Source organism: Streptomyces chrestomyceticus JCM 4735, assembly GCF_003865135.1.
GTDB lineage: Bacteria > Actinomycetota > Actinomycetes > Streptomycetales > Streptomycetaceae > Streptomyces > Streptomyces chrestomyceticus.
This window is the reverse complement of sequence record NZ_BHZC01000001.1, coordinates 5,558,197-5,581,329: the sequence shown is the minus strand read 5'-3', so window position 1 is coordinate 5,581,329 and position 23,133 is coordinate 5,558,197. Positions and strand designations below refer to the sequence as shown.

The 23,133-nt window shown below is 73.3% G+C and carries 19 protein-coding genes; 7 read left to right on the top strand and 12 right to left on the bottom strand.

All coding sequences use genetic code 11. The annotated features are described in order from the left end of the window. The first annotated feature begins 111 nt into the window (after nucleotides 1-111). The 3 genes from EJG53_RS24240 (at nucleotide 112) to EJG53_RS24230 (ending at nucleotide 3,329) form a co-directional block, all read left to right on the top strand. The gene (locus tag EJG53_RS24240; RefSeq protein WP_125046526.1) at nucleotides 112-459 is read left to right on the top strand and encodes a hypothetical protein; all 348 of its coding nucleotides are present in this window, start codon (nucleotides 112-114) and stop codon (nucleotides 457-459) included. A 134-nt stretch (nucleotides 460-593) separates the two neighbouring features. Beyond that, nucleotides 594-2,252, top strand: a complete 1,659-nt coding sequence (locus EJG53_RS24235) for a penicillin-binding transpeptidase domain-containing protein (protein ID WP_125046525.1) — start codon at nucleotides 594-596, stop codon at nucleotides 2,250-2,252. 231 nt (nucleotides 2,253-2,483) lie between these two features. Beyond that, nucleotides 2,484-3,329 carry a DMT family transporter gene (locus tag EJG53_RS24230; protein WP_125046524.1) on the top strand — a complete coding sequence of 282 codons (846 nt, stop codon included), beginning with the start codon at nucleotides 2,484-2,486 and terminating at the stop codon, nucleotides 3,327-3,329. Here EJG53_RS24230 and EJG53_RS24225 read toward each other — a convergent pair. The 6 genes from EJG53_RS24225 to EJG53_RS24205 form a co-directional block, all read right to left on the bottom strand. After that, a complete protein-coding gene (locus EJG53_RS24225; RefSeq protein WP_125046523.1) occupies nucleotides 3,326-4,141 on the bottom strand; it encodes an SDR family NAD(P)-dependent oxidoreductase in 816 nt (271 codons plus the stop codon). The two genes, EJG53_RS24230 and EJG53_RS24225, sit on opposite strands and share 4 nt — an antisense overlap. Nucleotides 4,142-4,242: 101 nt before the next feature. Further along, nucleotides 4,243-4,404: a hypothetical protein gene (locus EJG53_RS40700; protein WP_154806397.1), complete on the bottom strand. Its 162-nt coding sequence runs from the start codon at nucleotides 4,402-4,404 to the stop codon at nucleotides 4,243-4,245. Between the two features lie 79 nt (nucleotides 4,405-4,483). Further along, complete coding sequence (locus tag EJG53_RS24220; RefSeq protein WP_125046522.1) at nucleotides 4,484-5,689, bottom strand: serine hydrolase domain-containing protein; 1,206 nt, start codon at nucleotides 5,687-5,689, stop codon at nucleotides 4,484-4,486. 89 nt (nucleotides 5,690-5,778) lie between these two features. Next, the gene (locus tag EJG53_RS24215) at nucleotides 5,779-6,597 is read right to left on the bottom strand and encodes an energy-coupling factor ABC transporter ATP-binding protein (RefSeq protein ID WP_244955307.1); all 819 of its coding nucleotides are present in this window, start codon (nucleotides 6,595-6,597) and stop codon (nucleotides 5,779-5,781) included. Beyond that, nucleotides 6,585-7,346, bottom strand: a complete 762-nt coding sequence (cbiQ, locus tag EJG53_RS24210; RefSeq protein ID WP_125046521.1) for a cobalt ECF transporter T component CbiQ — start codon at nucleotides 7,344-7,346, stop codon at nucleotides 6,585-6,587. Before cbiQ ends, EJG53_RS24215 begins: the two co-directional genes overlap by 13 nt. Before the next feature lies 1 nt (nucleotide 7,347). Next, nucleotides 7,348-8,502 carry an energy-coupling factor ABC transporter permease gene (locus EJG53_RS24205; RefSeq protein ID WP_125046520.1) on the bottom strand — a complete coding sequence of 385 codons (1,155 nt, stop codon included), beginning with the start codon at nucleotides 8,500-8,502 and terminating at the stop codon, nucleotides 7,348-7,350. 150 nt (nucleotides 8,503-8,652) lie between these two features. Here EJG53_RS24205 and EJG53_RS24200 point away from each other — a divergent pair, with 150 nt between their 5' ends. Together EJG53_RS24200 and EJG53_RS24195 are read left to right on the top strand one after the other, a co-directional pair. Beyond that, on the top strand, nucleotides 8,653-10,698 hold the full coding sequence (locus EJG53_RS24200; protein ID WP_125046519.1) for an MFS transporter: 2,046 nt from the start codon (nucleotides 8,653-8,655) through the stop codon (nucleotides 10,696-10,698). A gap of 156 nt (nucleotides 10,699-10,854) precedes the next feature. Beyond that, on the top strand, nucleotides 10,855-12,051 hold the full coding sequence (locus EJG53_RS24195; protein WP_125046518.1) for a serine hydrolase domain-containing protein: 1,197 nt from the start codon (nucleotides 10,855-10,857) through the stop codon (nucleotides 12,049-12,051). A 202-nt stretch (nucleotides 12,052-12,253) separates the two neighbouring features. Here the strand turns inward: EJG53_RS24195 and EJG53_RS24190 are convergent, their stop codons facing one another. After that, nucleotides 12,254-14,461: an MMPL family transporter gene (locus tag EJG53_RS24190; protein WP_125046517.1), complete on the bottom strand. Its 2,208-nt coding sequence runs from the start codon at nucleotides 14,459-14,461 to the stop codon at nucleotides 12,254-12,256. 139 nt (nucleotides 14,462-14,600) lie between these two features. Then, complete coding sequence (locus EJG53_RS24185) at nucleotides 14,601-15,173, bottom strand: TetR/AcrR family transcriptional regulator (RefSeq protein ID WP_125046516.1); 573 nt, start codon at nucleotides 15,171-15,173, stop codon at nucleotides 14,601-14,603. Nucleotides 15,174-15,339: 166 nt separating this feature from the next. Here EJG53_RS24185 and EJG53_RS24180 point away from each other — a divergent pair, with 166 nt between their 5' ends. Together EJG53_RS24180 and EJG53_RS24175 are read left to right on the top strand one after the other, a co-directional pair. Beyond that, nucleotides 15,340-18,711: a S41 family peptidase gene (locus tag EJG53_RS24180; protein WP_125046515.1), complete on the top strand. Its 3,372-nt coding sequence runs from the start codon at nucleotides 15,340-15,342 to the stop codon at nucleotides 18,709-18,711. Between the two features lie 30 nt (nucleotides 18,712-18,741). Next, entirely contained in the window at nucleotides 18,742-19,338 is a 597-nt protein-coding gene (locus EJG53_RS24175; RefSeq protein ID WP_125046514.1) for a L,D-transpeptidase family protein, read from the top strand. Between the two features lie 97 nt (nucleotides 19,339-19,435). Here EJG53_RS24175 and EJG53_RS41200 read toward each other — a convergent pair whose 3' ends face one another. The 4 genes from EJG53_RS41200 to EJG53_RS24160 form a co-directional block, all read right to left on the bottom strand. Beyond that, a complete protein-coding gene (locus EJG53_RS41200) occupies nucleotides 19,436-19,606 on the bottom strand; it encodes a hypothetical protein (RefSeq protein WP_167515161.1) in 171 nt (56 codons plus the stop codon). Nucleotides 19,607-19,707: 101 nt separating this feature from the next. After that, nucleotides 19,708-20,589, bottom strand: coding sequence for an SDR family oxidoreductase (locus EJG53_RS24170; RefSeq protein WP_125046513.1), 882 nt, complete (start codon nucleotides 20,587-20,589; stop codon nucleotides 19,708-19,710). Beyond that, nucleotides 20,586-21,548 carry an alpha/beta fold hydrolase gene (locus EJG53_RS24165; RefSeq protein WP_125046512.1) on the bottom strand — a complete coding sequence of 321 codons (963 nt, stop codon included), beginning with the start codon at nucleotides 21,546-21,548 and terminating at the stop codon, nucleotides 20,586-20,588. The genes EJG53_RS24170 and EJG53_RS24165 overlap by 4 nt, the downstream gene beginning before the upstream one ends. Next, nucleotides 21,548-23,074 (bottom strand): flavin-containing monooxygenase, encoded by a 1,527-nt coding sequence (locus EJG53_RS24160; RefSeq protein WP_125046511.1) that lies wholly within the window; start codon nucleotides 23,072-23,074, stop codon nucleotides 21,548-21,550. Before EJG53_RS24160 ends, EJG53_RS24165 begins: the two co-directional genes overlap by 1 nt. Nucleotides 23,075-23,133: the final 59 nt, after the last annotated feature.

Here is a 23,133-nt window from a genome sequence, read left to right as displayed (position 1 = left end):
GCCGAAAGCGCCGTCCGCGCAGGGGCGGCGGTCATACTTGGCCGTCATCGAACGATGCCGGTCAATGCCGATCGCTGCCCTGGAGCCCGGACGGGCAGGGAGGGACCGTAGTTGAGCACACCGAAGATCGTCTACGTCATCGAGCACAACAAGCCGGAACAGGTCGAGGACCACGGCTCGCTGCGCACCGTCGCGCCCGCCTGCAAGGAGCTGGCCCTCGCCGCGTTCCTCGACATCGAGCAGGCCAGGGAGGAGGCCGAGATCTGGGGCGAACGGCAGCACTACCCGGGGCTGACCTGGCAGGAGAGCAGCAACGCGCTGCTCGGCGACGCTCCCGGCCTCCAGGCCACGACCGAGGTGGACGGGCAGAAGACCACGGTCTTCCGCATCAACCCGGTGGAGGTCGTCGCCACCCAGCGCTGGCAGCGCCGGCCGCCCCGGCAGCAGCCGCACACCTGAGACGCCGCGCCGCCCCACCGGGGCCGCCCGCGTCACCGGGCCGGAACTCCCTCCCGCACCCCGTGTCCCATAGAGTGCGCTGCACGTTCTTGTGTGCGTGCTGAAGAACGAGGATTCGGGAGGGGATCGGCGACATGCGCCGTGAGGTGAGGTACGGGCTGATCGGCGGGGCGGTGGCCCTGGTCGTGGGCGGCGTCGGCGGCTACACGCTGCTCGGCGGGTCCGGCGACGGCGATCAGGCCCAGGAGGTCCGCGCGGCCCGGGACGGCAAGCCCGGTGACGCGGCGCCCGAGGTGAAGTCCGGCCCGCTGTCCGCCGAGGAAGTCACCGGCACCGCGGGGAAGTTCCTGGACGCCTGGCGGGCGGGCGCCGCCGACAAGGCCGCCGCTCTCACGGACGACGCCAAGGCGGCCGCCGCCGGCCTGGCCGCGTACCCGAAGCAGACCCACTTCACGGACCTGAAGCTCACCCCGGGCAAGGCCGCCGGCGACAAGGTCGCCTACACGGTCGCCGCGCAGATCTCGTACAAGAACCTGAAGGCTCCCGTCTCGTACGGCACCTCACTGACCGTCAAGCGCGACAAGGAGACCGGCGAGCCGCGGATCGCCTGGGCCCCGAGCATCCTGCACCCCAAGCTGGGCAAGGGCGACGTGCTGCGGACCGGCGAGGCCGAGGCGCCGCCCATCAAGGCCGTGGACCGCAACGGCGCCGAGCTGACCAAGGAGGCGCACCCGGCGCTGGCCGGGGTGCTGGACAGCCTGCGCGACAAGTACGGCAAGAAGACGGACGGCAAGCCCGGCGTGGAGCTGTCCGTCCACCGGGCCCGCGGTGACAAGGCGACGCAGCAGCCCGACGAGACGCTGAAGGTGCTCTCCAAGGGCACGCCGGGCACCCTGAAGACCACGCTGGACGCCAAGGTGCAGGCGGCGGCGGAGAAGGCGGTCAAGGGCAAGCCGAAGGCGTCCGCGGTGGCCCTCAAGCCGAGCACCGGCGAGATCCTGGCCATCGCCAACTCCCCGGAGAAGGGCTTCAACACGGCTACCCAGGGCTCACTGGCGCCCGGCTCGACGATGAAGATCGTGACGGCTTCGATGCTCATCGACAAGGGCCTGACGGCGCCGGACAAGCCGCACCCGTGCGAGAAGTTCGTGACGGTCGGCGGCTGGAAGTTCCAGAACCTGAACAAGACCGAGATCAAGGACGGCACCTTCGCGCAGAGCTTCGCCGCGTCCTGCAACAACGCCTTCATCTCCATGGCGCCCAAGCTCGCCGACGACGACCTGACGAAGCAGGCCAGGGACGTCTTCGGCATCGGCCTGAACTGGCAGACCGGCATCCCGACCTTCGACGGCGCGGTGCCGGTGCAGAGCGACGCGCAGATGGCCGCCTCGCTGATCGGGCAGGGCGGGGTGCGGATGAACCCGCTGACCGTCGCCTCCGTCGCCGCGACCGTGCAGAACGGCGGCTTCCACCAGCCGTACATCGTCGCGCCGTCGCTGGACGGCCGGGCGCTGGCCAAGGCCCCGCGCGCGATGAAGCCGGACACCGCGTCCGCGGTGAAGTCGCTGATGAAGCTGACCGCCACGTCCGGCACGGCGGCGGAGGCGATGTCCGGGCTCAGCGGCGACATCGGCGCGAAGACCGGCTCGGCCGAGGTCGACGGGCAGGAGAAGCCGAACGCCTGGTTCACCGCCTACCGCGGCGACGTCGCGGCGGCCGCCGTGGTCCCGGCCAGCGGCCACGGCGGCTCGAACGCCGGGCCGGTGGTCCGCTCGATCCTGTCGGCGGGCTGAGGCCCGCCGCCCCGGGGCGCCCTCCCGCGGTGCCCCGGGCCGTCCCGGGGTGATCTCCCCCACCCCGCCCGCGCACCATCGCATGGCCCGTACAGCTACAGCTAGCGTGCGGGTCATGCGCCATTTCCCGTACGGTCATGAAGCTCCCCGCCCACCGGCCCCCGGCGCCGCCCCCGGACTCCCGGCCCCGTACGCGCGGAACCGGGCGGCCGACGTGCGCGAGCGCGCCGCATGAGCCCGCTGGTCGTCGCGGCGGTCCTGACCGCCGCCGTCACCCACGCGAGCTGGAACGCGATCGCGCACCACATCGAGGACCAGCTCATCGCCTTCACGCTGGTCGGCGGCGGCGGTGCGGTCTGCGGCGCGGTGCTGGCCGGCTTCGCGCCGCTGCCCGCGCCCGCCGCCTGGCTCCCGCTCGCCGGCTCCACCGTGCTGCACATCGTCTACCAGGTGCTGCTGATGCAGTCCTTCCGCATGGGCGAGTTCGGGCAGATGTACCCCATCGCGCGGGGCACCGCGCCGCTCGCCGTCACGGTCCTGGCCGCCGTCTTCGTCGGGGAGGTGCCCGACGCCTGGGCGCTGGCCGGCGTGGTGCTGGCCTCGGCGGGCCTGGTCGGCCTGGCGCTGTGGGGCATCCGGGGTTCCGGCACGAAGCCGCACTGGCCGGCCATCGTCGCCGCCCTCGCCACCGGGCTGGCCATCGCCTCGTACACGACGGTGGACGGCGTCGGTGTCCGCGCCTCCGGCACCTCGCTCGGCTACATCGGCTGGCTGATGGTCCTCGAAGGTCTGGCGATCCCCGTGTACGCGCTGGTCACCCGGCGCCGGCTGCTGGCGGCCCAGTTGCGCCCGGTGGCGCTGCGCGGCGCGCTCGGGGGTGTGCTGTCCGTGTTCGCGTACGGCCTGGTCCTGTGGGCCCAGACGCGGGCCGACCTGGCGCCGATCGCCGCGCTCCGGGAGTCCTCGATCATCGTGGGGGCCGCCATCGGCACCCTGTTCTTCAAGGAACGTTTCGGCGCCCCGCGTCTCGCGGCGGCGGGGCTGATGGTCGCGGGCATCGCACTGATGCTGCGCTAGCGGGGCGCTTCCGGGCCGCCGCGCAGCGCCCGGCTCAGGGACGTGTTGGCGATCAGGATGCCGCCGTCCACCGGGAGCGTGACGCCGGTGATCCAGGCTGCGTCGGAGGAGGCCAGGAAGGCGACGGCGGCGGCGATGTCGGCGGGGCGGCCGACGCGGCCCAGGGGGTACTCGGCTGCTGCGCGCTCCAGCGCTTCGGGGCGGTCGCCCCAGTTGGGGGTGTCGACCGTGCCGGGCGCGATCAGGTTGACCCGTACGCCCCGCCCGGCCGCCTCGCCCGCGAGGGTACGGGTGAGGGAGGCCAGGCCCGCCTTGGCGGCGCTGTAGGCGTGGTTGCCGAAGTCCTGCTCGCCGTTGACCGAGCCGACGCTGACGATCGCGCCGCGGCCGTCCGCGGCGGCCAGGTGGGGCAGGGCGGCGCGGGCGCAGCGGTACGCGCCGTTGAGGGTGACGTCCAGGTCGCCGGCCCAGTCCTCGTCCCGTTGGCCGTCGAAGAGCGGGGCGTCGGGGGTGCAGCGGCAGGCGTTGTTGACCAGCACGTCGAGGCCGCCGAAGCGCCGTACGGCGTGTCCGACGGCCGCCTCGACGGCGGTGCGGTCCGCGACGTCGCAGGCGAGCGCCTCGGCGGTGCCGCCGCTGTCGCGTACCTCGGCGCTGTCCCGGATGGCGGCCGCCGCCCGCTCGGCCCGTTCCCCGTCCAGGTCGGTGACCAGGACCCGCGCGCCCTCGGTGGCGAGCCGCCGGGCGGTGGCCTCGCCGATGCCCTGGCCGGCGCCGGTGATCAGTACGCGGTAGCCGTCGAATCGCCTCATGCGCCCACCTTGGCGCATGCGACCCACGGGCAACAGAGGGCGTCGGCCCGGCCGGTACCGCGTGCCTGGTTCAGGGCCGGTACCGGGCTCTGGCCTCCGGGTCAGTACCGCTTCGGGGCCGGCTTCGGCTTCTCGCCGCGTACGGACGGCTGGTCCGCGTTGACCTCCTCGGCACTGCGGTCCCGCTCGCTGTTCAGCGGCTTGGGCTTGTCCTGGGCCGGTCCGGCTTCCCGGGGGTCCTTGATCTTGCGCTGCTCGGCCATGCCGGCTCCTTGGGGTGGGCGGACGTGTCAGGCGTACGGGTGCCCCTCCCGCCCCTTACGACACGTCCGTACCGCGCGCTCAGCCCTCCAGCGCTGCCCGCAGCCCCCGTACCAGCGCCTGGGCCCGCGGGTCGGCCGTCACGTTCTGCTGCATGCCGTTGGTGACGTAGCCGAAGGCGGTGCCGGACTCGGGGTCGGCGAAGGCCAGGCAGCCGCCGCGGCCGGGGTGCCCGAAGGAGCCGGGGCCCAGGAGGGGCGCGGCGGGCCCGTGCAGCATGTGGCCGAGGCCGAAGCGGGTGCTGACCACGAGGGTGCGGTCGGGGCCCGCGGACTCCTCCGTACGGGCCAGGGTGAGGGTGGCGGGCGCGAAGAGGCGGGGGTGGCCGTCGACGGGGCCGATGAGCGCCGCGTAGCAGCGGGCCAGGGCGCGGGCGGTGGCGATGCCGTTGGAGGCGGGGAGTTCGGCGGCGCGGTAGGCGTCGGCGTTCTCGTCGGGGGCCGGGGTGATGGCGCCGAAGGCGCGCCGGGTGAGGGAGGCGGGGTCGCGGTAGGCGTCGGTGACGCTGCGCTTGGGGCGGACGCGCAGTCCGGCCGCGGCGGGCGGGGCCGGTGCCTCGACGTCGGCCAGGCGGCCGGTGCGGGCGAGCGCGTCGGCGGGTGCGCCGACCCACAGTTCCAGGCCGAGGGGGCCGGATATCTCGTCGGCGATCCAGGTGCCGATGGTGCGGCCGGTGACCCGCCGTACCAGTTCGGCCAGCAGCCAGCTATAGGTCTGGGCGTGGTAGCCGTGCTCGGTGCCGGGGGTCCAGGCGGGGGCCTGGGCGGCGAGGGCGGCGGGGCCGCTGACGCCGTCGACGGCCTGTTCCGGGGTGAGCGGGGTGTCCAGGACAGGCAGCCCGGCGCGGTGCGAGAGGAGGTGGCGGACCAGGACGCGGTCCTTGCCGGCGGCCTTGAACTCGGGCCAGTACGTGCCGACGGGCGCGTCCAGGTCGAGCAGGCCGCGCTGGTGCAGCAGGAGCGGGACGATCGCGGCGACGCCCTTGGTGGCGGAGCGGACGACCTGGGCGGTGTCCGCCTCCCAGGGGGCGCCGCCGTCCGCGGGGGCGTCGGCGTCCCGGCTGCCGCCCCACAGGTCGACGATCTTGCGCCCGTGCCGGTAGACGGCGACAGCCGCGCCGCGCTCGCCGCGCCGCGCGAAGTTGGCCGCAAAGGCGTCCCGGACCGGCTCGAAGCCGTCCGCGACCGTGCCCTGGACGTCCACCACTGTTTCCCGCTTCCCACTCATCCGTCGCGTTTGTGACCTATCAATGGTGCAACGCGCGGATCAGTGCTGGTGACCAGGGGCGGCGGCGGACGCGGTGTGCGGGGGTGCCGTCAGGGCGTGGGGATCGTCACAGAGCGCGGATCGAATCCGAAGGGCAGTTCGAGTCGGTGCGCGGTCATCAGTTCCGTGTCGCTGAGCAGGTGCTGGGTGGGCCCGTCGGCGGTGATGACGCCGTCGGACAGCACGACGGCGCGCGGGCACAGTTCGAGCGCGTACGGCAGGTCGTGCGTGACCATCAGCACCGTGACGTCCAACGCCCGCAGGATGTCGGCGAGTTCGCGGCGGGAGGCGGGGTCGAGGTTGGAGGACGGCTCGTCCAGGACGAGGATTTCGGGGCGCATCGCGAGGACGGTGGCGACGGCGACCCGGCGGCGCTGCCCGAAGGAGAGGTGGTGCGGCGGGCGGTCGGCGAAGTCGGCCATGCCGACGCGGCCGAGCGCCTCGGTGACCCGCGCCGCCAGTTCGGCGCCGCGCAGCCCGGCCGCGGCGGGCCCGAAGGCGACGTCCTCGCGGACGGTGGGCATGAAAAGCTGGTCGTCCGGGTCCTGGAAGACGATGCCGACCCGGCGGCGGACCTCGGCGAGGTGGCGGCGGGTGACGGGCAGCCCGGCGACCGTGACCGTGCCGGCGCCGGGCGTGAGGATGCCGTTCAGGTGCAGGACGAGGGTGGTCTTGCCGGCGCCGTTGGGGCCGAGCAGGGCGACCCGCTCGCCGCGGGCGACGGTCAGGTCGACGCCGTATAGGGCCTGGTGTCCGTCGGGGTAGGCGTAGGCGAGCCCGGCGACCTCCAGGGAGGGCGCGGAGGGCTCCGGGGGCGGTACGGGTGCGGTGGACACGGGTGCGGTCGCTCGGTCGTTCAAAGGGTCCATCCCAGCAGGCATACGGCGAGGGCGGCGGCGGGCAGGGCGGCGGCACGGGTCCACTGGGCGCCGGTCGCGGCGGCGGCGTCCGGTACGGGCAGGGTGCCCGTATAACCGCGGCTGACCATGGCGAGGTGGACGCGTTCGCCGCGTTCGTAGGAGCGGATGAACAGGGCGCCCGCGGACTTGGCGAGGACGCCCCAGTGGCGGACGCCGCGTGCCTCGAAGCCCCGGGAGAGGCGGGCGACGCGCATCCGCCGCAGCTCGTCGGCGATCACGTCGCCGTACCGGATCATGAAGGAGGCGATCTGGACGAGCAGTGGCGGCATCCGCAGCCGTTGCAGCCCGAGCAGCAGGCCGCGCAGGTCGGTGGTGGCGGCGAGCAGGACGGAGGCGGCGACGCCCAGCGTGCCCTTGGCGAGGATGTTCCAGGCGCCCCAGAGTCCGGGCTCGCTCAGCGCCGTCCCCAGGATGTGGACGCGCGGCCCGGTGGCGACGAACGGCATCAGGACGGCGAAGGCCACGAACGGCACCTCGATGAGCAGCCGCTTGAGCAGGAACCCGGCGGGCACCCGGGCCGCCGCCGCGACCGCGGCGAGCAGCAGCGCGTACAGGGCGAAGGTCCAGACGGCGGTGCGCGGGGTGGCGACGACGGTCAGCACGAAGCAGAGCACGGCCGCGATCTTGCAGTGCGGCGGCAGGGCGTGCACCGGCGAGTGCCCGCGCCGGTAGAGCTTGTGGGCGTGCCCGGCGCTCATGTCAGGCCGATTCCGCGCTGTGCCGCGGGGACGCCTGGGCGTCCCCGGCGACGGCAGCGGCATCCGCCCCGGCGGCGTCCCGGGCCGCGCCGCGACGCCGCCGTACGACGACGAAGACACCGGTGCCGACGGCGAGCGTCGCCCCCACCCCGATCACTCCGGCGAGCCCGCCGGAGATCCTGGGGTTCGCGATGTCCTTGACGCTGTAGTCGGCCAGCGGCGAGTCCTTCGCGGCGTGTTCCTCGGCCTTGGCGTCGATGCCCTGGTCCTCGGCGACCTTCTCCAGGCCGTCCGGGCTGGCGGAGGCGTAGTAGCTGACGCCGCCCGCGCAGACGAGCGCGACAACGACGCCCGCGAGCCAGACGCGGCGGGCCGAGCGCCGGGCGGCGGGCCGGGCCGCCCCCGCCGGTTCCGGCTCCCGCTCCCCCGCTCTCGCCGCGGGTCCGGCCAAGGGGGAAGTCCGCAGTTGGAGCGGCTTGGCCAGCCCGCGCGCCCCGTACACGAGGTCGGGGCGCACGGCGAGGACCGCACCGACGGTGAGTGCGGTGATGGCGGCCTCGCCGATGCCGATGAGGACGTGTACGCCGGTCATCGCCGCGAAGACGGTGCCGATCGGTACGTCGGTGGTGCCGCCCAGCGCGTACAGCCCGGTGAAGGCGGCGGCCGCGGCCGGTACGGAGACCACGGCGGCCACGAAGGCGGCGGCCGTCACCGCGCGGCGGCCGCGCGGCAGCGCCTTCACCAGGCCGCGGAAGATCCCGTACGCGACGACGGTGGTCACCACCGCCATGTCGGTGATGTTGACGCCGAGCGCGGTCAGCCCGCCGTCCGCGAAGAGCACGGCCTGCATGAGCAGCACGACGGAGACGCAGAGCACGCCCGTGTACGGGCCGACGAGGATGGCGGCCAGCGCGCCGCCGAGCAGGTGGCCGCTGGTCCCGGCGGCGACGGGGAAGTTGAGCATCTGGACGGCGAAGATGAAGGCGGCGACCAGTCCCGCGAGGGGCGCGGTGCGTTCGGCGCCGGGTCCGGCGTGCGGTCCGGGGCCGCCCAGTTCGCGGCGGGCGCCGCGCAGGCTGACGGCCACGGCGGCAGCGGCGAAGACGCCGGTGGCGGCCGAGACGGGGGCGTCGATGAATCCGTCGGGTACGTGCATGAGAGTCTCCGCTCAGCCGCGCAATCCCTTCATCGTGGCCGTACTGCAAACGGGTCGCAAGAGCGCTCGGGGCGCGAAACGGCAACGGCCGCGTCACCCCCACAGCAGCAAAAGGTGGCGAAGCGGGGCATTGGCGCAAAGGCTTGGTCCATGACCACGGCCGCCGCGCACGCCTCCGCCCCCGAAGCGCGCAGCACCCCGCCCGCGCTCAGCCGCCGCCGTACCAATCTCGTCTTCACCACGATCGTGCTCGGCATGCTGCTGGCCGCCCTGGACCAGACGATCGTGTCCACCGCGCTGCCCACGATCGTCGCGGACCTGGGCGGCGGCGGGCACATGGCGTGGGTGGTGACGGCGTACCTGCTGGCGGAGACCGTGGCGACGGTGCTGGTCGGCAAGTTCGGCGACCTCTTCGGCCGGAAAATCATCTTCCAGGTCAGCGCGGTGGTCTTCGTCGGCGGCTCGATCCTGGCCGGCGCCTCGACCTCGATGCTGATGCTGGTCGTGGCCCGCGCCGTGCAGGGCGTCGGCGGTGGTGGCCTGATGGTGACGGCGATGGCGCTGATCGCGGACGTCATCCCGCTGCGCGAACGCGGCAAGTACCAGGGCGCGCTGGGCGCCGTCTTCGGGGTGACGACGGTCGTCGGGCCCACGCTGGGCGGCCTGTTCACCGACCACGCGTCCTGGCGGTGGTGCTTCTACGTCAACATCCCCATCGCGATCGTGATGGTCGTCATGGCGGCGCGTACGGTGCCCGTCGTACGGGCCGCGGTCCGCCCGGTGATCGACTACATCGGCATCGTGCTGGTCGCGCTGGGCTCCTCCGGCCTGGTGCTGGGCCTGGAGTGGGGCGGCAACGAGTACGCGTGGGGCTCGCCCGTCATCATCGGCCTGTTCGTGGGCTCGGTGGTGCTGCTGGCGGCCTTCGTCTTCGTGGAGCTGCGGGCGAAGGAGCCGATGCTCCCGATGCATCTGTTCCGCAACCCGGTCTTCACCGTCTGCTCGGTGCTCAGCTTCATCGTCGGCTTCGCGATGCTCGGCGCGATGACGTACCTGCCGACGTACCTCCAGTTCGTCGACGGGGTCTCGGCGACCATGTCGGGCGTGCGGACGCTGCCCATGGTCGCCGGGCTGCTGGGCACCTCGATGCTCTCCGGCGTCGTCGTCAGCCGCACCGGCCGCTACCGGGTCTTCCCGATCGCCGGTACGGGCGTGATGGCACTCGGCCTGTACCTGATGTCGACCATGGGCGCGGACACCGGCGCCTGGCTCGAATCGCTGTACATGTTCGTCCTCGGTCTCGGCATCGGACTGGCGATGCAGGTGCTGACGATCGCCGTGCAGAACACGGTCGACTACCACGAGCTGGGCTCCGCGACCTCCGGCGTGACCTTCTTCCGTACCCTCGGCTCGTCCTTCGGCACGGCCGTCTTCGGCACCCTCTACAGCAACCGCCTCGACCCCGACCTGAAGGCCGCGCTGGCCAGGTCGCCGGGTGTGCCGCCGGAGGCCGCGGCGAGCCCGCAGGCATTGCACCGGCTGCCCGAAGCGCAGGCCAGGCCGGTGATCGACGCGTACGCCGACACCGTCAACCACGTCTTCCAGTGGGTGGTGCCGGTCGCGCTGGCCGGGTTCGTGGTGGCGTGGTTCCTCAAGGAGGTGCCGCTGCGCGACAGCGCGCGGGCGGCCGCCGGTGACCTGGGCGAGGGCTTCGCCGCGCCCGATTCCACCGACTCCGACCAGCAGTTGGAGCGTGCGGTCGCGCGGGCGATGCGCAAGGCGGAGGGGCCGGTGAGCCTGGAGGTACTGGCCGTGTCCGGCAGCCCGCTCACGCCCGGCCAGGCGTGGGCGCTGGGCCAGGTCCACTGGCGTACCCGCATCCACGGCGAGACGTCGCCGGCGGCCGTCGCGCAGGCGCACCGGATGCCGGAGGAGGTACTGGAGCCGGTCTTCGACCGCGTGGTCTCCGCGGGGTACGCGCGGTACGGGGACGACGGCCGGCTGGAGCTGACCGAGGCGGGCCGTACCGAGATCGACCGGCTGATCGTCGCCTGGCGCGAGTGGCTGGACGAGCGGCTGGAGGGCTGGACCGCGGAGGACCCCGAGGACCGCGCCCGGCTGGCGCGTGCGCTGGACAGCATGGCGGCGCGGCTGCTGGACGAGGACACGTCACACCGGGAGCGGACGGCGGTCTGAGGGCGCTGTGAAGGCGCTCTGAGGGCACAACGGGAGACTCCGGGGGCGGGATCGCGCCAAGGGCCGTCCAAGTGTCCAGCGGCGTCCTGGACGGGGCCGCGGCCCGGAGTTAGGTTGCCGAGGCAACCATGCAGCCCGCGTGAGGAGCCGCCGACCGTGACGACAGCCGTTCAGGGCACCTGTGCCCCGCAGTTCGAGACCGTACGGGCCGAGTTCGCGCGCAACTTCGCCGAACGCGACGAGGTGGGCGCCGCGGTCGCGGTGTGGCTGGACGGGGAGCCCGTCGTCGACCTGTGGGGCGGGCACGCGGACGCCGACGGCACCCGCCCCTGGGAGCGCGACACGCTGGTCACCGTGTACTCGACGAGCAAGGGCATGACCGCCCTGTGCGCCCATCTGCTCGCCGACCGCGGCGAGCTGGACCTGGACGCGCCCGTCGCCCGCTACTGGCCGGAGTTCGCGCAGGCCGGCAAGGGCGAGGTGCCGGTGCGCTGGCTGCTCTCGCACCGCGTGGGCCTGATCGGCCCCCGCGAGCCGCTGACGGCCGAGGACGTGTACGACTGGGAGAAGACCTGCGCCGTACTGGCCGCCACCGAGCCGTGGTGGGAGCCGGGCACCGCGCAGGGCTACCACGCCGTCAGCTTCGGCTTCCTGGTCGGCGAGGTCGTCCGCCGTATCACCGGGGTCTCGCTCGGCACCTTCCTGCGTACGGAGATCACCGAGCCGCTCGGCGCCGACCTGTACATCGGCACGCCCGCCTCGGAGCACGGCCGCTGCGCCCAGTTCATCGGCCCGGAGGGCGACGGCGTCCTCAGCAGCGCGTTCCCGGGCATTCCGGACGGGACCGTACGGTCCCTGGACTCCCACCCGTTCGCCCCGCTGGCGCTCGCCATGCGCCACATGCCCATGGGGGACGTGAACAGCGCCGCGTGCCGCTCGGCCGAGATCCCCGCCGGCAACGGCAACGCCACCGCGCGCGGCCTGGCGGCGGTCTACCGCGCGCTGGGCGACGGCGAGCTGGTCGGCCCGGGCACCCTCGCGGCCCTGCGGGAACGGCAGAGCCGGCCCGGCGAACGCGACCTGGTGCTCGGCGCGTTCGCGCCGGAGGACCTGCCGTTCGCCTGGGCCTCCGGCTACATGCTCAACGAGTCCCACTACTTCGGCCCGAACCGGACGGCCTTCGGCCATGGCGGCGCGGGCGGCTCGCTCGCCTTCGCCGACCCGGAGAACCGCCTGGCATACGCGTATGTGATGAACAGCTTCGGGGGCGGCACGACGGGTGACGACACCCGCAACCTGAAGCTGGTCGAGGCGGTGTACGCGGCGCTGGGGCAGGCCGGGGACGCCGCCTGAGGAGACCCGCCGACCGGCACGCGGACACGGCGACGCGGACACGGCACGCGGACACGGCACGGCCCGGCGACCGGCCCCGTTCCGTACGGGACCCGTCGCCGGGCCGTGTCGTCCGCACCGCGCCCCGTCCCCACGGGGCGGCGCGGTCCGGGGCGGACGCGCCGCTCACGCGGCCGCCCCGGGGCTCGTCACGCCTCGGCCGTCACACCTTGGCGAGTTCCGGCTTCCCGTCCGCTTCGGGTGCGAGGTGCTTCTGGAGCTGTTCGCCCTCGACGTCCACGTTGGGCAGGGCCCGCTGGAGCCACGTGGGCAGCCACCACGCCGCGCGTCCGAGGAGCGCGAGGACGGCGGGGACGAGGGCCATGCGGACCACGAACGCGTCGAAGAAGACGGCGACGGCGAGCCCGAAGCCAATCATCTTGATCATGGATTCGGAGGAGCCGATGAAGCCCGCGAAGACCGAGATCATGATGACCGCGGCGGCCGTGACCACCCGTGCGCCGTGCCGGAAGCCGGTGACGACGGCCTGTCCGGGGCGCTCCCCGTGGACGAACGCCTCCCGCATCCGGGTCACGAGGAAGACCTCGTAGTCCATGGCGAGTCCGAAGACCACGCCCACCATGAAGATCGGCATCATGCTCATGACCGGGCCGGTCTGCTCGACGCCGAACAGGTCGGCCAGCCAGCCCCACTGGAAGACCGCGACCACCGCGCCGAGCGCCGCGACGACCGACAGCAGGAAGCCGAGGGCGGCCTTCAGGGGCACCAGGACCGAGCGGAAGACCACCATCAGCAGCAGGAAGGCCAGGCCGACCACGAGCGCCAGGTAGGGCAGCAGCGCGTCGTTGAGCTTCTCGGAGACGTCGATGTTCATCGCGGTGGTGCCGGTGACCAGCGCCTGCGCGTCGGCGTCCCGCGCCGCGTCGCCCGCCTTGCCGCGGATCTCGTGGACCAGGTCCTCGGTCTCGGTGCTGCTCGGCTTGGACTTCGGTACGACGTTCAGCAGCGCCGTGTCGCCCGCCTGGTTGAAGGTCGGCGGGGTGACGGCCGCGACGCCGTCCAGCTTGGCGACGGTCCCGGCGACCCGCGCCGCCGCGGCCTTCGGGTCCTTGCTGCCCTGCCCGTCCACGACCAGCATCAGCGGGCCGTTGAAGCCCGGCCCGAAGCCGTCGGAGAGCAGGTCGTACGCCTTGCGCTGGGTGGTGCTGGTGGGCTGCGCGCCGTCGTCCGGCAGGCCCATCTCCAGCGAGCCGGCGGGTACGGCGATGACGCCCAGGCCGACGACCCCGGCCAGCAGCACGGCGACCGGCCGCCGCAGTACGAAGCGCGCCCAGCGGGTGCCCATGTTCGGCTTGCCGCCCTCGGCTTCGCTCGCGGCGACAGCGCCCTTACGGGCCTTGCGGCTCAGCACCCGCTTGCCCGCGAAGCCCAGCAGCGCGGGGATCAGGGTCAGGGCGACGAGGACGGCGATGACGACCGTGCCGGCCGCCGCGATGCCCATCTTGGTGAGCATCGGGATGTTGACCACGGACAGGCCCACGAGGGCGATGACGACGGTCAGTCCGGCGAAGACCACGGCGGACCCGGCGGTGCCGGTCGCGCGTCCGGCCGCTTCCTCCCGCTCGCGGCCCTCGGCCAGTTCGGAGCGGTAGCGGGAGACGATGAACAGCGCGTAGTCGATGCCGACGGCGAGGCCGATCATCATGGCGAGGGTGGAGGTCGTACTCGACAGGTCCAGCACGCTGCCCAGCGCGGTGATGGACGAGACGCCGATGCCCACGCCGATCAGCGCGGTCAGCAACGGCAGGCCGGCGGCTATGAGCGCGCCGAAGGTGATGACGAGGACGACGGCGGAGATGACGATGCCGATGATCTCGGTGGCGCCGGTCTCCGGCATGGCCTGGAGCGCGTTGCCGCCGATCTCGACGGTCAGTCCGGCGTCCCGGCCGTGCTGTGCCGCGTCCTTGAGCGCGTCGCGCGCGTCGTCCTTCAGCTCGAAGCCGGAGACCTTGTAGGTGACCTGCGCGTAGGCGATCTTGCCGTCCCGGGCCACGCCCTTGGCCAGGTACGGGTCGGAGACCGAGGCGACCTGCGGCGAGGAGGACTTCAGCTCGCCGACGACCTTCTCGACGGCCTTCTTCTGCGCCGGCGCGGTCACCTGCTGCCCGTCGGGCGCCTTGAAGACCACCCGCGCGGTCGCGCCGTCCGCCTTGGTGCCGGGGAAGCGTTCGCCCAGCAGGTCGAAGGTCTTCTGCGACTCCGTACCCGGTACGGAGAAGGAGTCGGCGGCGGGCGAGGACGCGGTGGCGGCGCCGACTCCGGCGACGGCCAGCAGCGCCACCCATATGAGGGCGACGAAGCGGCGTCGCCGGAAGGCGAACCGTCCGAGTTTGTAGAGGAATGTAGCCACGAGAAGGGGCGCTCCCGTCGGGATGAGGGACGTACAAGGGCGTACGGAGCCGGCCCGACGACGAGAGCGGCGCGTCGAGTGCTGCCGTTATGGGGGGAGTTGGGGACGGACGGCCCGGCCCAGCGGGGGCCGGGGCCGGTCAGACGCCTAGGGCGGGGAGGACCACGGCGTCGACGTAATCGGCGAGGAAGGCGCGGTTCGGGGGCCGGTCCTCGATGAGCTGCTGGGCGACGAAGGCGCCGAGCAGCATGTGGGGTACGTAGGCGAGCGCGGGGCGTCCGGCGGGGATCTCGCCGCGTTCGACGGCGCGGGCGAGCATCGCGTCCATCCCGGAGATGTCCGGGTTGACGATCAGGTCGCGCAGCGCCTGGTGGAGGTCGGGGTTGTCGTGCGCGGCCCGGGCGAGGCCCCGCAGCAGCGCGCAGTCGCGTTCCATCTCGCAGTCGTCCGCGCGGGAGATCATGGCGTGCAGGTCGCCACGGAGGCTGCCGGTGTCGATGTCGGCGACCTGGACGGGCTTGTGGTGGTGGAGCGCCCGGGCGACCAGTTCGGGCTTGCCCTGCCACTGGCGGTAGAGGGTGGCCTTGCTGGCGTGGGTGCGGGTGGCGACGGCGTCCATGGTCAGGGCGTCGTAGCCGACCTCGCGGAGCAGGTCGAGCACGGCCGCGTAGAGCTCCGCCTCGCGCTCGGGGGTCAGCCGGCTGCGGCCCATGGCGGCACACCTCCTCGTGGTGAACGAAACCGTTTCGTACAGCTCGGTACGGCTCGACCGTACCTCCGGCCCCAGCGAAACGGAAACGTTTCGATGGTGGTGTGCGTCACGGGAACACCGCACCGGCCGAGTTGCCACCGTCCGCACTCGCCGAAAGCATGGGGGCGTGAGTGACGGCGCGTATCTCCGGTTCCCGCATCTCCACGGCGAGATGCTGTGTTTCGCCGCCGAGGACGACCTCTGGGTGGCACCGCTGACGACCGAGGGCGGCAGTACGCCCCGGGCCTGGCGGCTGACGGTGGACCGCACCCGGATCAGCCACCCCCGGATCTCCCCGGACGGCAGACAGATCGCCTTCACCACCTGGCGCAGCCTCGACCCGGAGATCCACCTCGCCCCGGTGGAGGGCGGCCCGGCCCGCCGCCTCACCTATTGGGGGAGCACCGACGCCCGGGTCTGCGGCTGGACCCCGGACGGCCAGATCCTGGCCGTCTCCTCGCACGGCCAGCCCTTCTCGTACTACTCCTGGGCCTACAGCGTCCCCACCGACGGCAGCCCCGGCGGCCGGCTGCCCTGGGGCCCGGTCTCGGACATCGCGGTCGCCGACTTCGCCGCGGACGGGCACCGGCTGGAGGGCGACGGCCATCCGTACGGGCACGTAGGCGACGGGGACGGCGCCGGCGGCGGCCACGACGACTCGGTGGACCGCAAGACGCTGCTGCTCACCGGCAAGCCGCCGCACGAGCCCGCCTCCTGGAAGCGCTACCGGGGCGGCGCGATGGGCCGGATGTGGCTGCACGGCACCCGGCTCGTGCCGGACCTGCGCGGTCACCTGGACGCGGTGATGTTCGTCGGCGACCGTATCGCGTTCCTCTCCGACCACGAAGGCATCGCCAACCTCTACTCCTGCAAGCCGGACAGCACCGACCTGCGGCGGCACACCGACCACGCCGACTTCTACGCCCGGCACGCCGCCACCGACGGGCAGCGCGTCGTCTACCAGTGCGGCGGCGACCTGTGGCTGGTGGACGACCTGAGCCCGGGCGGCACACCGCGCCGCCTGCGGGTGCGGCTCGGCGGGCCGCGCGCCGGACGCCGTACGTACCAGATCCCGGCCGGCTCGCACATCACCTCCCTCGCCGTGGACACCACCGGGCGGGCCAGCGCCGTCGGCGTGCGCGGCAGCCTGTACTGGCTCACCCACCGCGACGGCCCGGCCCGCACCATCCACGACGAGCCGGGGGTCCGCGTCCGGCTGCCCGAGATGCTGGGCTCCACCGGCCGGATCGCCTACATCACCTCCGCCGAGGGCGACGACGCCATCGAGATCGCCGACCTGCCCAAGGCCGGCATCCCGCGCGACCCGCACCGCCTGGCCGCCGGCCGGCTCGGCCGGGTGCACGAGCTGGTCGCCGCGCCGGACGGCGAACGGCTGGCGGTGGCCGCGCACGACGGGCGGCTGCTGCTCGTCGACGTCTCGGCCGACGGCGACGGCGAAGGCCGGGTCACCGAGCTGATCAGGTCGGAGAACGGGCCGGTGCGCGACCTGGCCTTCTCCCCCGACTCGGGCTGGCTGACCTGGTCCCACCCCGGCATCGGCCGCACGCTGCGCAGCATCAAGATGGCCCGGCTGACCGGCAACGGCTCCGGGGACGGCACGGAGGCCGCCAGCACCGTCGTGGACGTCACCAACGGCCGCTTCGAGGACGAGCAGCCGGTCTTCACCCGCGACGGCCGCTACCTCGCGTTCCTGTCCTGGCGCGGCTTCGACCCGGTCTACGACGTGCACACCGGCGACCTGTCCTTCCCGCTCGGCTGCCGCCCCTACCTCGTACCGCTGTCCTCCGCCACGCCCTCCCCCTTCCAGTTGTCCGCCGACGGGCGGCCCGCGGCGGGCGGTCTGGACCCGGCGGAGGCCCCGGTGACGGCCGAGGGCACGGCGCTGGTGGAGGTGGAGGGGCTGGCCAGCCGGGTGACGCCGTTCCCGGTGTCGGCGTCGAAGTACTCGGCGCTGCGCCCGGTCGCGGGCGGCGGGCTGGTCTGGCTGCGCTGGCCGATCTCCGGCGCGCTCGGCGAGACCTTCGCCAATCCCGACAACACCTCGGGCCAGCCCACGCTGGAACACTTCGACCTGTTCAAGGCCAAGCGCACCGAACTGACCTCCGTCATCGACTCCTACGCGCTCAGCGGCGACGGCACCCGGCTGGTCGTCAACGACGAGGGCGACCTGCGGGCGGTGCCCGCGACCGAGCCGCCGGACGCCGACTCGACCGTCCATCTGGACCCTCGGCGCATCCTGCACGAGGTGGACCCGCCCGCCGAGTGGCGCCAGGCGTACGACGAGGCGGGCCGGATCATCCGCGCCTATTTCTGGGACCCGGGGCTCAGCAACGTCGACTGGGACGGGGTGCTGGAGCAGTACCGGCCGCTGGTCGAACGGGTCGCCTCGCCCGACGAGTTCGCCGACCTGATGCGCGAGGTGCTGGGCGAGCTGGGCACCTCGCACGCGTACGTCACGGCGGGCAAGCGCAACGAGGGCCCGCCGCACTACCAGCGCGCGATCGGCCTGCTCGGCGCCAACTTCGTCTTCAAGGACGGCTACTGGGTGGTGCGGCGCATCCTGCCCGGCGACTCCTCCGACTCCCGGGCCCGCTCGCCGCTGGCCGGTACGGGCATCCGCGAGGGCGCCGCGCTCACCCACGTGGACGGCCGCCGGGTCGATCCGGTGGCGGGGCCCGCCCCGTTGCTGTCCGCGGCCGGCGGCACCACCGTCGAGCTGACCTTTGCGCCCGAGGGCGGCGGCCCGTCGCGGCGGGTCGCGGTGGTCCCGCTGGTCGACGAGCGGCCGCTGCGCTACCAGGACTGGGTGGCCAAGCGCCGCGAGGTGGTGCGCGAGCTGAGCGACGGCCGGTGCGGCTATCTGCACATCCCCGACATGGGCGGCTCCGGCTGGGCGCAGTTCAACCGCGACCTGCGGATGGAGGTCTCGCGGCCCGCGCTGATCGTGGACGTCCGGGGCAACGCCGGCGGCAACATCTCCGAGCTGGTCGTGGAGAAGCTGACCCGCACCATCGTCGGCTGGGACCTGACGCGCGACGCCCAGCCGGTCAGTTACGCGAGCAACGCGCCGCGCGGCCCGGTCGTCGCCGTCGCCGACGAGATGACCTCCTCCGACGGCGACATGATCACCGCCGCGTTCAAACTGCAGGGCATCGGCCCGGTCGTGGGTCTGCGCACCTGGGGCGGTGTGGTCGGGATGACCGGGCGGCACCGGCTGGGCGACGGTACGTACATCACCGTGCCGATGAACGCGGCCTGGTTCGAGGCGTACGGCTGGGGTGTGGAGAACCACGGCGTGGAGCCGGACATCGAGGCGCCGCGCTCCCCGCTGGACTGGGCCGAGGGCCGCCACCCGCAGCTCGGCGTCGCCGTCCGTACCGCGCTGGACCTCCTGGAACGCCACCCCGCCGCGAAGCCGCCCGACCTGTCCGACGTACCGGACCGGCGTCGGCCCCCGCTGCCGCCCCGCAGCGGCTGAGCACCGTCCCCGCACGACAGGAGCACCTGCATGGCATCCCACATACGCACCGCGTCACTGGCCGTCACCGCAGCGTTGACGGCGGGACTCGCCTCGGCCACGCCACCCGCCCATGCCGCCCCGCCACCCGGCCGCGCGGGCCCGACCCACCTCGTCTTCGAGAAGAACCGGCGCGACCCGGCCACGTCCCGGGTGCGCCTGGTGCAGACCGGCACCGGCAGGGTGCTGGCCGACTACCGCGCCGGGTCCGGCCAGGGCGGTACGGCGGGCCGCGACGAATGCGTACGGAACAAGGGCTGGCTGCCGGACGGCACGTACCGGGTGCTCTCGCACACCACGCGCAAGAAGGGCGGGCGGGACGGCATCAACGGCTACGCGATCCACGTCGGCGACAAGGTCTGCCGGGACGGCCGCACCCAGCGCACCGCGCTGTTCGTGCACAGCGAGATGCGGTCGGACGGCGCCCAGGGCATCGCGGTCCCGGGCCGCGACAGCCCGTACCGCTGGGACGGCGACGGGGACTACCGCTCGCTGGGCTGCGTGAAGCTGGCCCCGGCGGACATCAAGAACCTCTTCGCGGCGGCGCAGCGGTACGGCTGGCCGGCGTCGCTGAAGGTCACCAAGTAGGCCCAGGGGCTCATGCGTTGAGGGGTGCACCCGCCGGAACGGGTGCACCCCTCGGGCGCGCGCAGTGTGCGGTACGCGCGCCGGATCCCGCGACCGCTCAGCTCTGGAAGCGGTCGCGGGCGTCCTGGGCGGCGTCCTGCGCCTTCTCACGGCCCTGCTGGGCGCGGTCGCCGGCCTCGCCCTTGCCTTGCTGCCCGCGCTCCTTGGCCTTGTCCGCCTTGTCCTGGAGCTGGCGCTTCTTGTCCTCGAACTGGTCCTTGATACCCATGCGGTGCACTCCTGTCGGGGTGGTCGGGGGTGGGCCCGACCAGCCTCGCACGCCAGGACATACAACGCATTTCGATCAACCAGCCGTGCCGGGAACGCTTCTCAGTGGTTCGCGCGCACCTTCTCGTCCGCCTCCCCGCCCGCGCCGACCAGCCCCACGCGCATCCCCTCCAGCCGGTCGCCGAAGCGCCGCATCTCGCGCTGCCCCACCGTCCCGATGACGGACGGCAGATATCCGCGGACCGACTGCATGCCGCGCAACCACCACTGCCCGTACACATGCGAGGAGCGGCGCTCGATGCCCGCCACGATCCGGTCCACGGCCGGGCTCAGCGGGTACGTCTTGTTCGTCGGCCAGGGCAGCCGCTGCCGCAGCTCGCGCATGATGTCGTCCTGGTCGGCGCCGCGCACCATGTCGGTGTCGGTCCAGCTCAGGTAACCGACGCCGACCCGTACGCCCTTGTAGCCGACCTCGGCGCGCAGGCTGTGCGCGAACGCCTCCACGCCGGACTTGGAGGCGCAGTACGCGGTCATCATCGGCGCCGGGGTGAGCGCGGCGAGCGAGGCTATCTGGAGGAAGTAGCCGCGCGACTCCATCAGGACCGGCAGGAACGCCCGTCCCGTGACCGCGCCGCCGATGAGGTTGACCTCGATGACCCGCCGCCAGGACACCGGGTCGGAGTCCACGAACGGTCCGCCGGTGGCCACCCCGGCGTTGGCGACCACGATGTCCACCTTGCCGAAGCGCGCCTTGACCTCGCGCGCCACCTGGGCCATCGCCTCGTGGTCGGTCACGTCGGCGTGCCAGTGCGCCGCCTCGCCGTGCATCGAGGCGGCGACGCGCGCCAGTTCCTCCGGCTCCAGGCCGACGAGCGCGAGCGTGGCGCCGCGTGCGGACAGTTTGCGGGCGAGGAGTTCGCCGACCCCGCGGGCCGCGCCGGTGACGACGGCGACCTGCCCCTCCAGGCTCCTGCGTGCGCTCATACGGTCCTCTCCTTCGCGTCGGTGGCCGCCTCGGCGCGGTCGCCACGGGCCGGCAGGTGATCGCGTACCAGCTCCCGGATGCGGCCGATGACCGCGTCCGGCTCCTCGATGGGCGTCATGTGCCCGGCTCCGGGCAGCTCGGTCAGTCCCAGGAACCGGGGCAGTACGGAGGCCAGCCGCCGGGAGAGGACGATCGGGGTGAGCCGGTCGGCGGTGCCCGCGATGACGGCGGTCGGCACCTCCAACCGGGCCGCGCCGCCGGTCAGTTCGAGGCCCGCGAGGACCTTGCCCCACTTCGCCCGGGGACGTACCTGGCAGGCGTGCACGATGCGGGCGCACGCCTCGACCTGCTCGGGCGTGGCGGCCGGCCCCATCGTGGCGTACTTCAGAAGCCGCTTGGCGACCGCGCTGACCGGTCCGAGCGGTGCCCGCGACCCGAGGACGACCTGGTGCGCGACGCGCCGTCCGGCCGGCGAGCGCAGCGGGATCACCAGGCACTCCGCCGTCAGGTTCGCGCTGCCGGTGCTGCACAGCAGGACGGCGGCGGCCCGCTCCCGGAACTCGGGGCGTTCGGCGGACGCCATCATCGTCATGCCGCCCATGGAGTGCCCGGCGAGCACCGCCCGCTCCCCCGGCTCCAGCGCGGCGCCGAGGACGGCGGTCAGGTCGTCGGCGAGGGCGGTGGTGCTGTAGCCGCGCGGGCCCACCGCCGGGGTGCGGCCGTGGCCCCGCTGGTCGTAGAGCACGACCTTGTGGTCGGCGGCCAGGTCCCGTACGACAGGGGCCCAGAAGGCGGTCGAGCAGGTCCAGCCGTGCGACAGGACGACGGCGGGGGTGCCGGGCGCCTCCGGCCCGTGGATCTCCACATGCAGCCGGGAGCCGTCGGCGGAGGTGGCGGTCAGTTCGCGGCGCGGTGCGGGCGGCGCGTACCGCCCACGCGTCATGGGGGTCGGCGCCATCACGCCACCGCCTTCGCGGTCCGCCCGGCCCGTTCGCCCGTACGGGACGCCGGGGCGCGCAGCACCTCGTACTCCGCGAGGTCCACCTCCCGCGTCAGCCGCCGGAACTCGGCGGTCGTACCGGGCCAGACCGTCGTGTTGCGGCCGTTGGCGTCCAGGTACCAACTGTCGCAGCCGCCGGTGTTCCACACCGTGCGCTCCATCCGCCGCTGCACGCCGCGCGTCCAGGCGTGCACCGCGGACGGCCGCGCGTTCAGGGCTATCTTCCCGCCCAGCACGTCGAGCTGGCGCAGGTAGTCGACCAGGTAGTTGAGCTGCGACTCGATCATCAGGATCATCGAGCTGTTCCCGAGGCCCGTGTTGGGGCCGATGATGGTGAGGAAGTTGGGGAAGCCGGCCGCGCTGGCGCCGCGCAGCGACTCCATGCCGTCCTTCCACTCCTCGGCGAGGGTGGTGCCGTTGGCGCCGGTGACCCGGTGGGCGATCGGCATGTCGGTGACGTGGAAGCCGGTGCCGAAGACGATCGCGTCCGCCTCCGTCTCCGTACCGTCCGAGGCGACCAGCACATTGCCCCGGACCTCCTTCAGGCCGCCCGCCACCACGTCCACATTCGGCTGCGTCAGCGCCGGGTAGTACGTGTTCGACAGCAGGATCCGCTTGCACCCGATGCGGTAGTCCGGCGTCAGCTTGGCCCGCAGCGCCGGGTCCTTCACGGCCCGCTTCATGTGCCCCTTGGCCAGGCCCTCTATCAGCCCCAGCTCGTTCGGCCGCTTGGTGAACGCGCTGACCTGCATCTCCCGTATGCCCCACAGCAGTCCGCGGCGCGCCACCCGGGTCGCCGGGATCTTGGTGTGCAGCCAGCGCTCCAGGCCGCTGATCCGCCGGTCGGCGCGCGGCAGCACCCAGGCCGGGGTGCGCTGGAAGAGGGTGAGGCGGTCGACCGTCGGCTGGATCGACGGCACGATCTGGATCGCCGAGGCGCCCGTACCGATCATCGCGATCCGCTTGCCGCGCAGGTCGTAGGCGTGGTCCCAGCGCGCCGAGTGGAACACCTTCCCCGGGAACGAGTCCAGCCCCGGGACGTCCGGCACCTTCGGGTCCGACAGCGGCCCGGTGGCGGACACGACCACGTCCGCCGTCAGGGCCCCCTGCGCCGTCTCCACCTCCCAGTGCAGCTCCTCCCCGTTCCACCGCAGGCTGCGCACCTCCGAGTCGAAGCGGAGGTGCGGCCGCAGCCCGAAGGTGTCGGTGACCCGCTCCAGGTACGCGCGGATGTGCGGCTGTCCGGAGAAGTTGCGCGGCCACTCGGGGTTGGGCGCGAAGGAGAACGAGTACAGGTGCGACGGCACGTCGCACGCGCATCCCGGATAGCTGTTGTCACGCCAGGTGCCGCCCACCGAGCCGGCCCGCTCCAGGACCACGAAGTCGGTGATGCCCTGGCGTCGCAGCCGGACGGCCGCCCCCAGACCACCGAACCCCGATCCGATCACCGCCACCCGTACGTGCTCGTGTTCGCGCTCGGCCATGCCGCCGCCTCCCGAGTTGACCGTCAGAACGTCAAGCCTTCGTCTCAATCGCGCCAGCA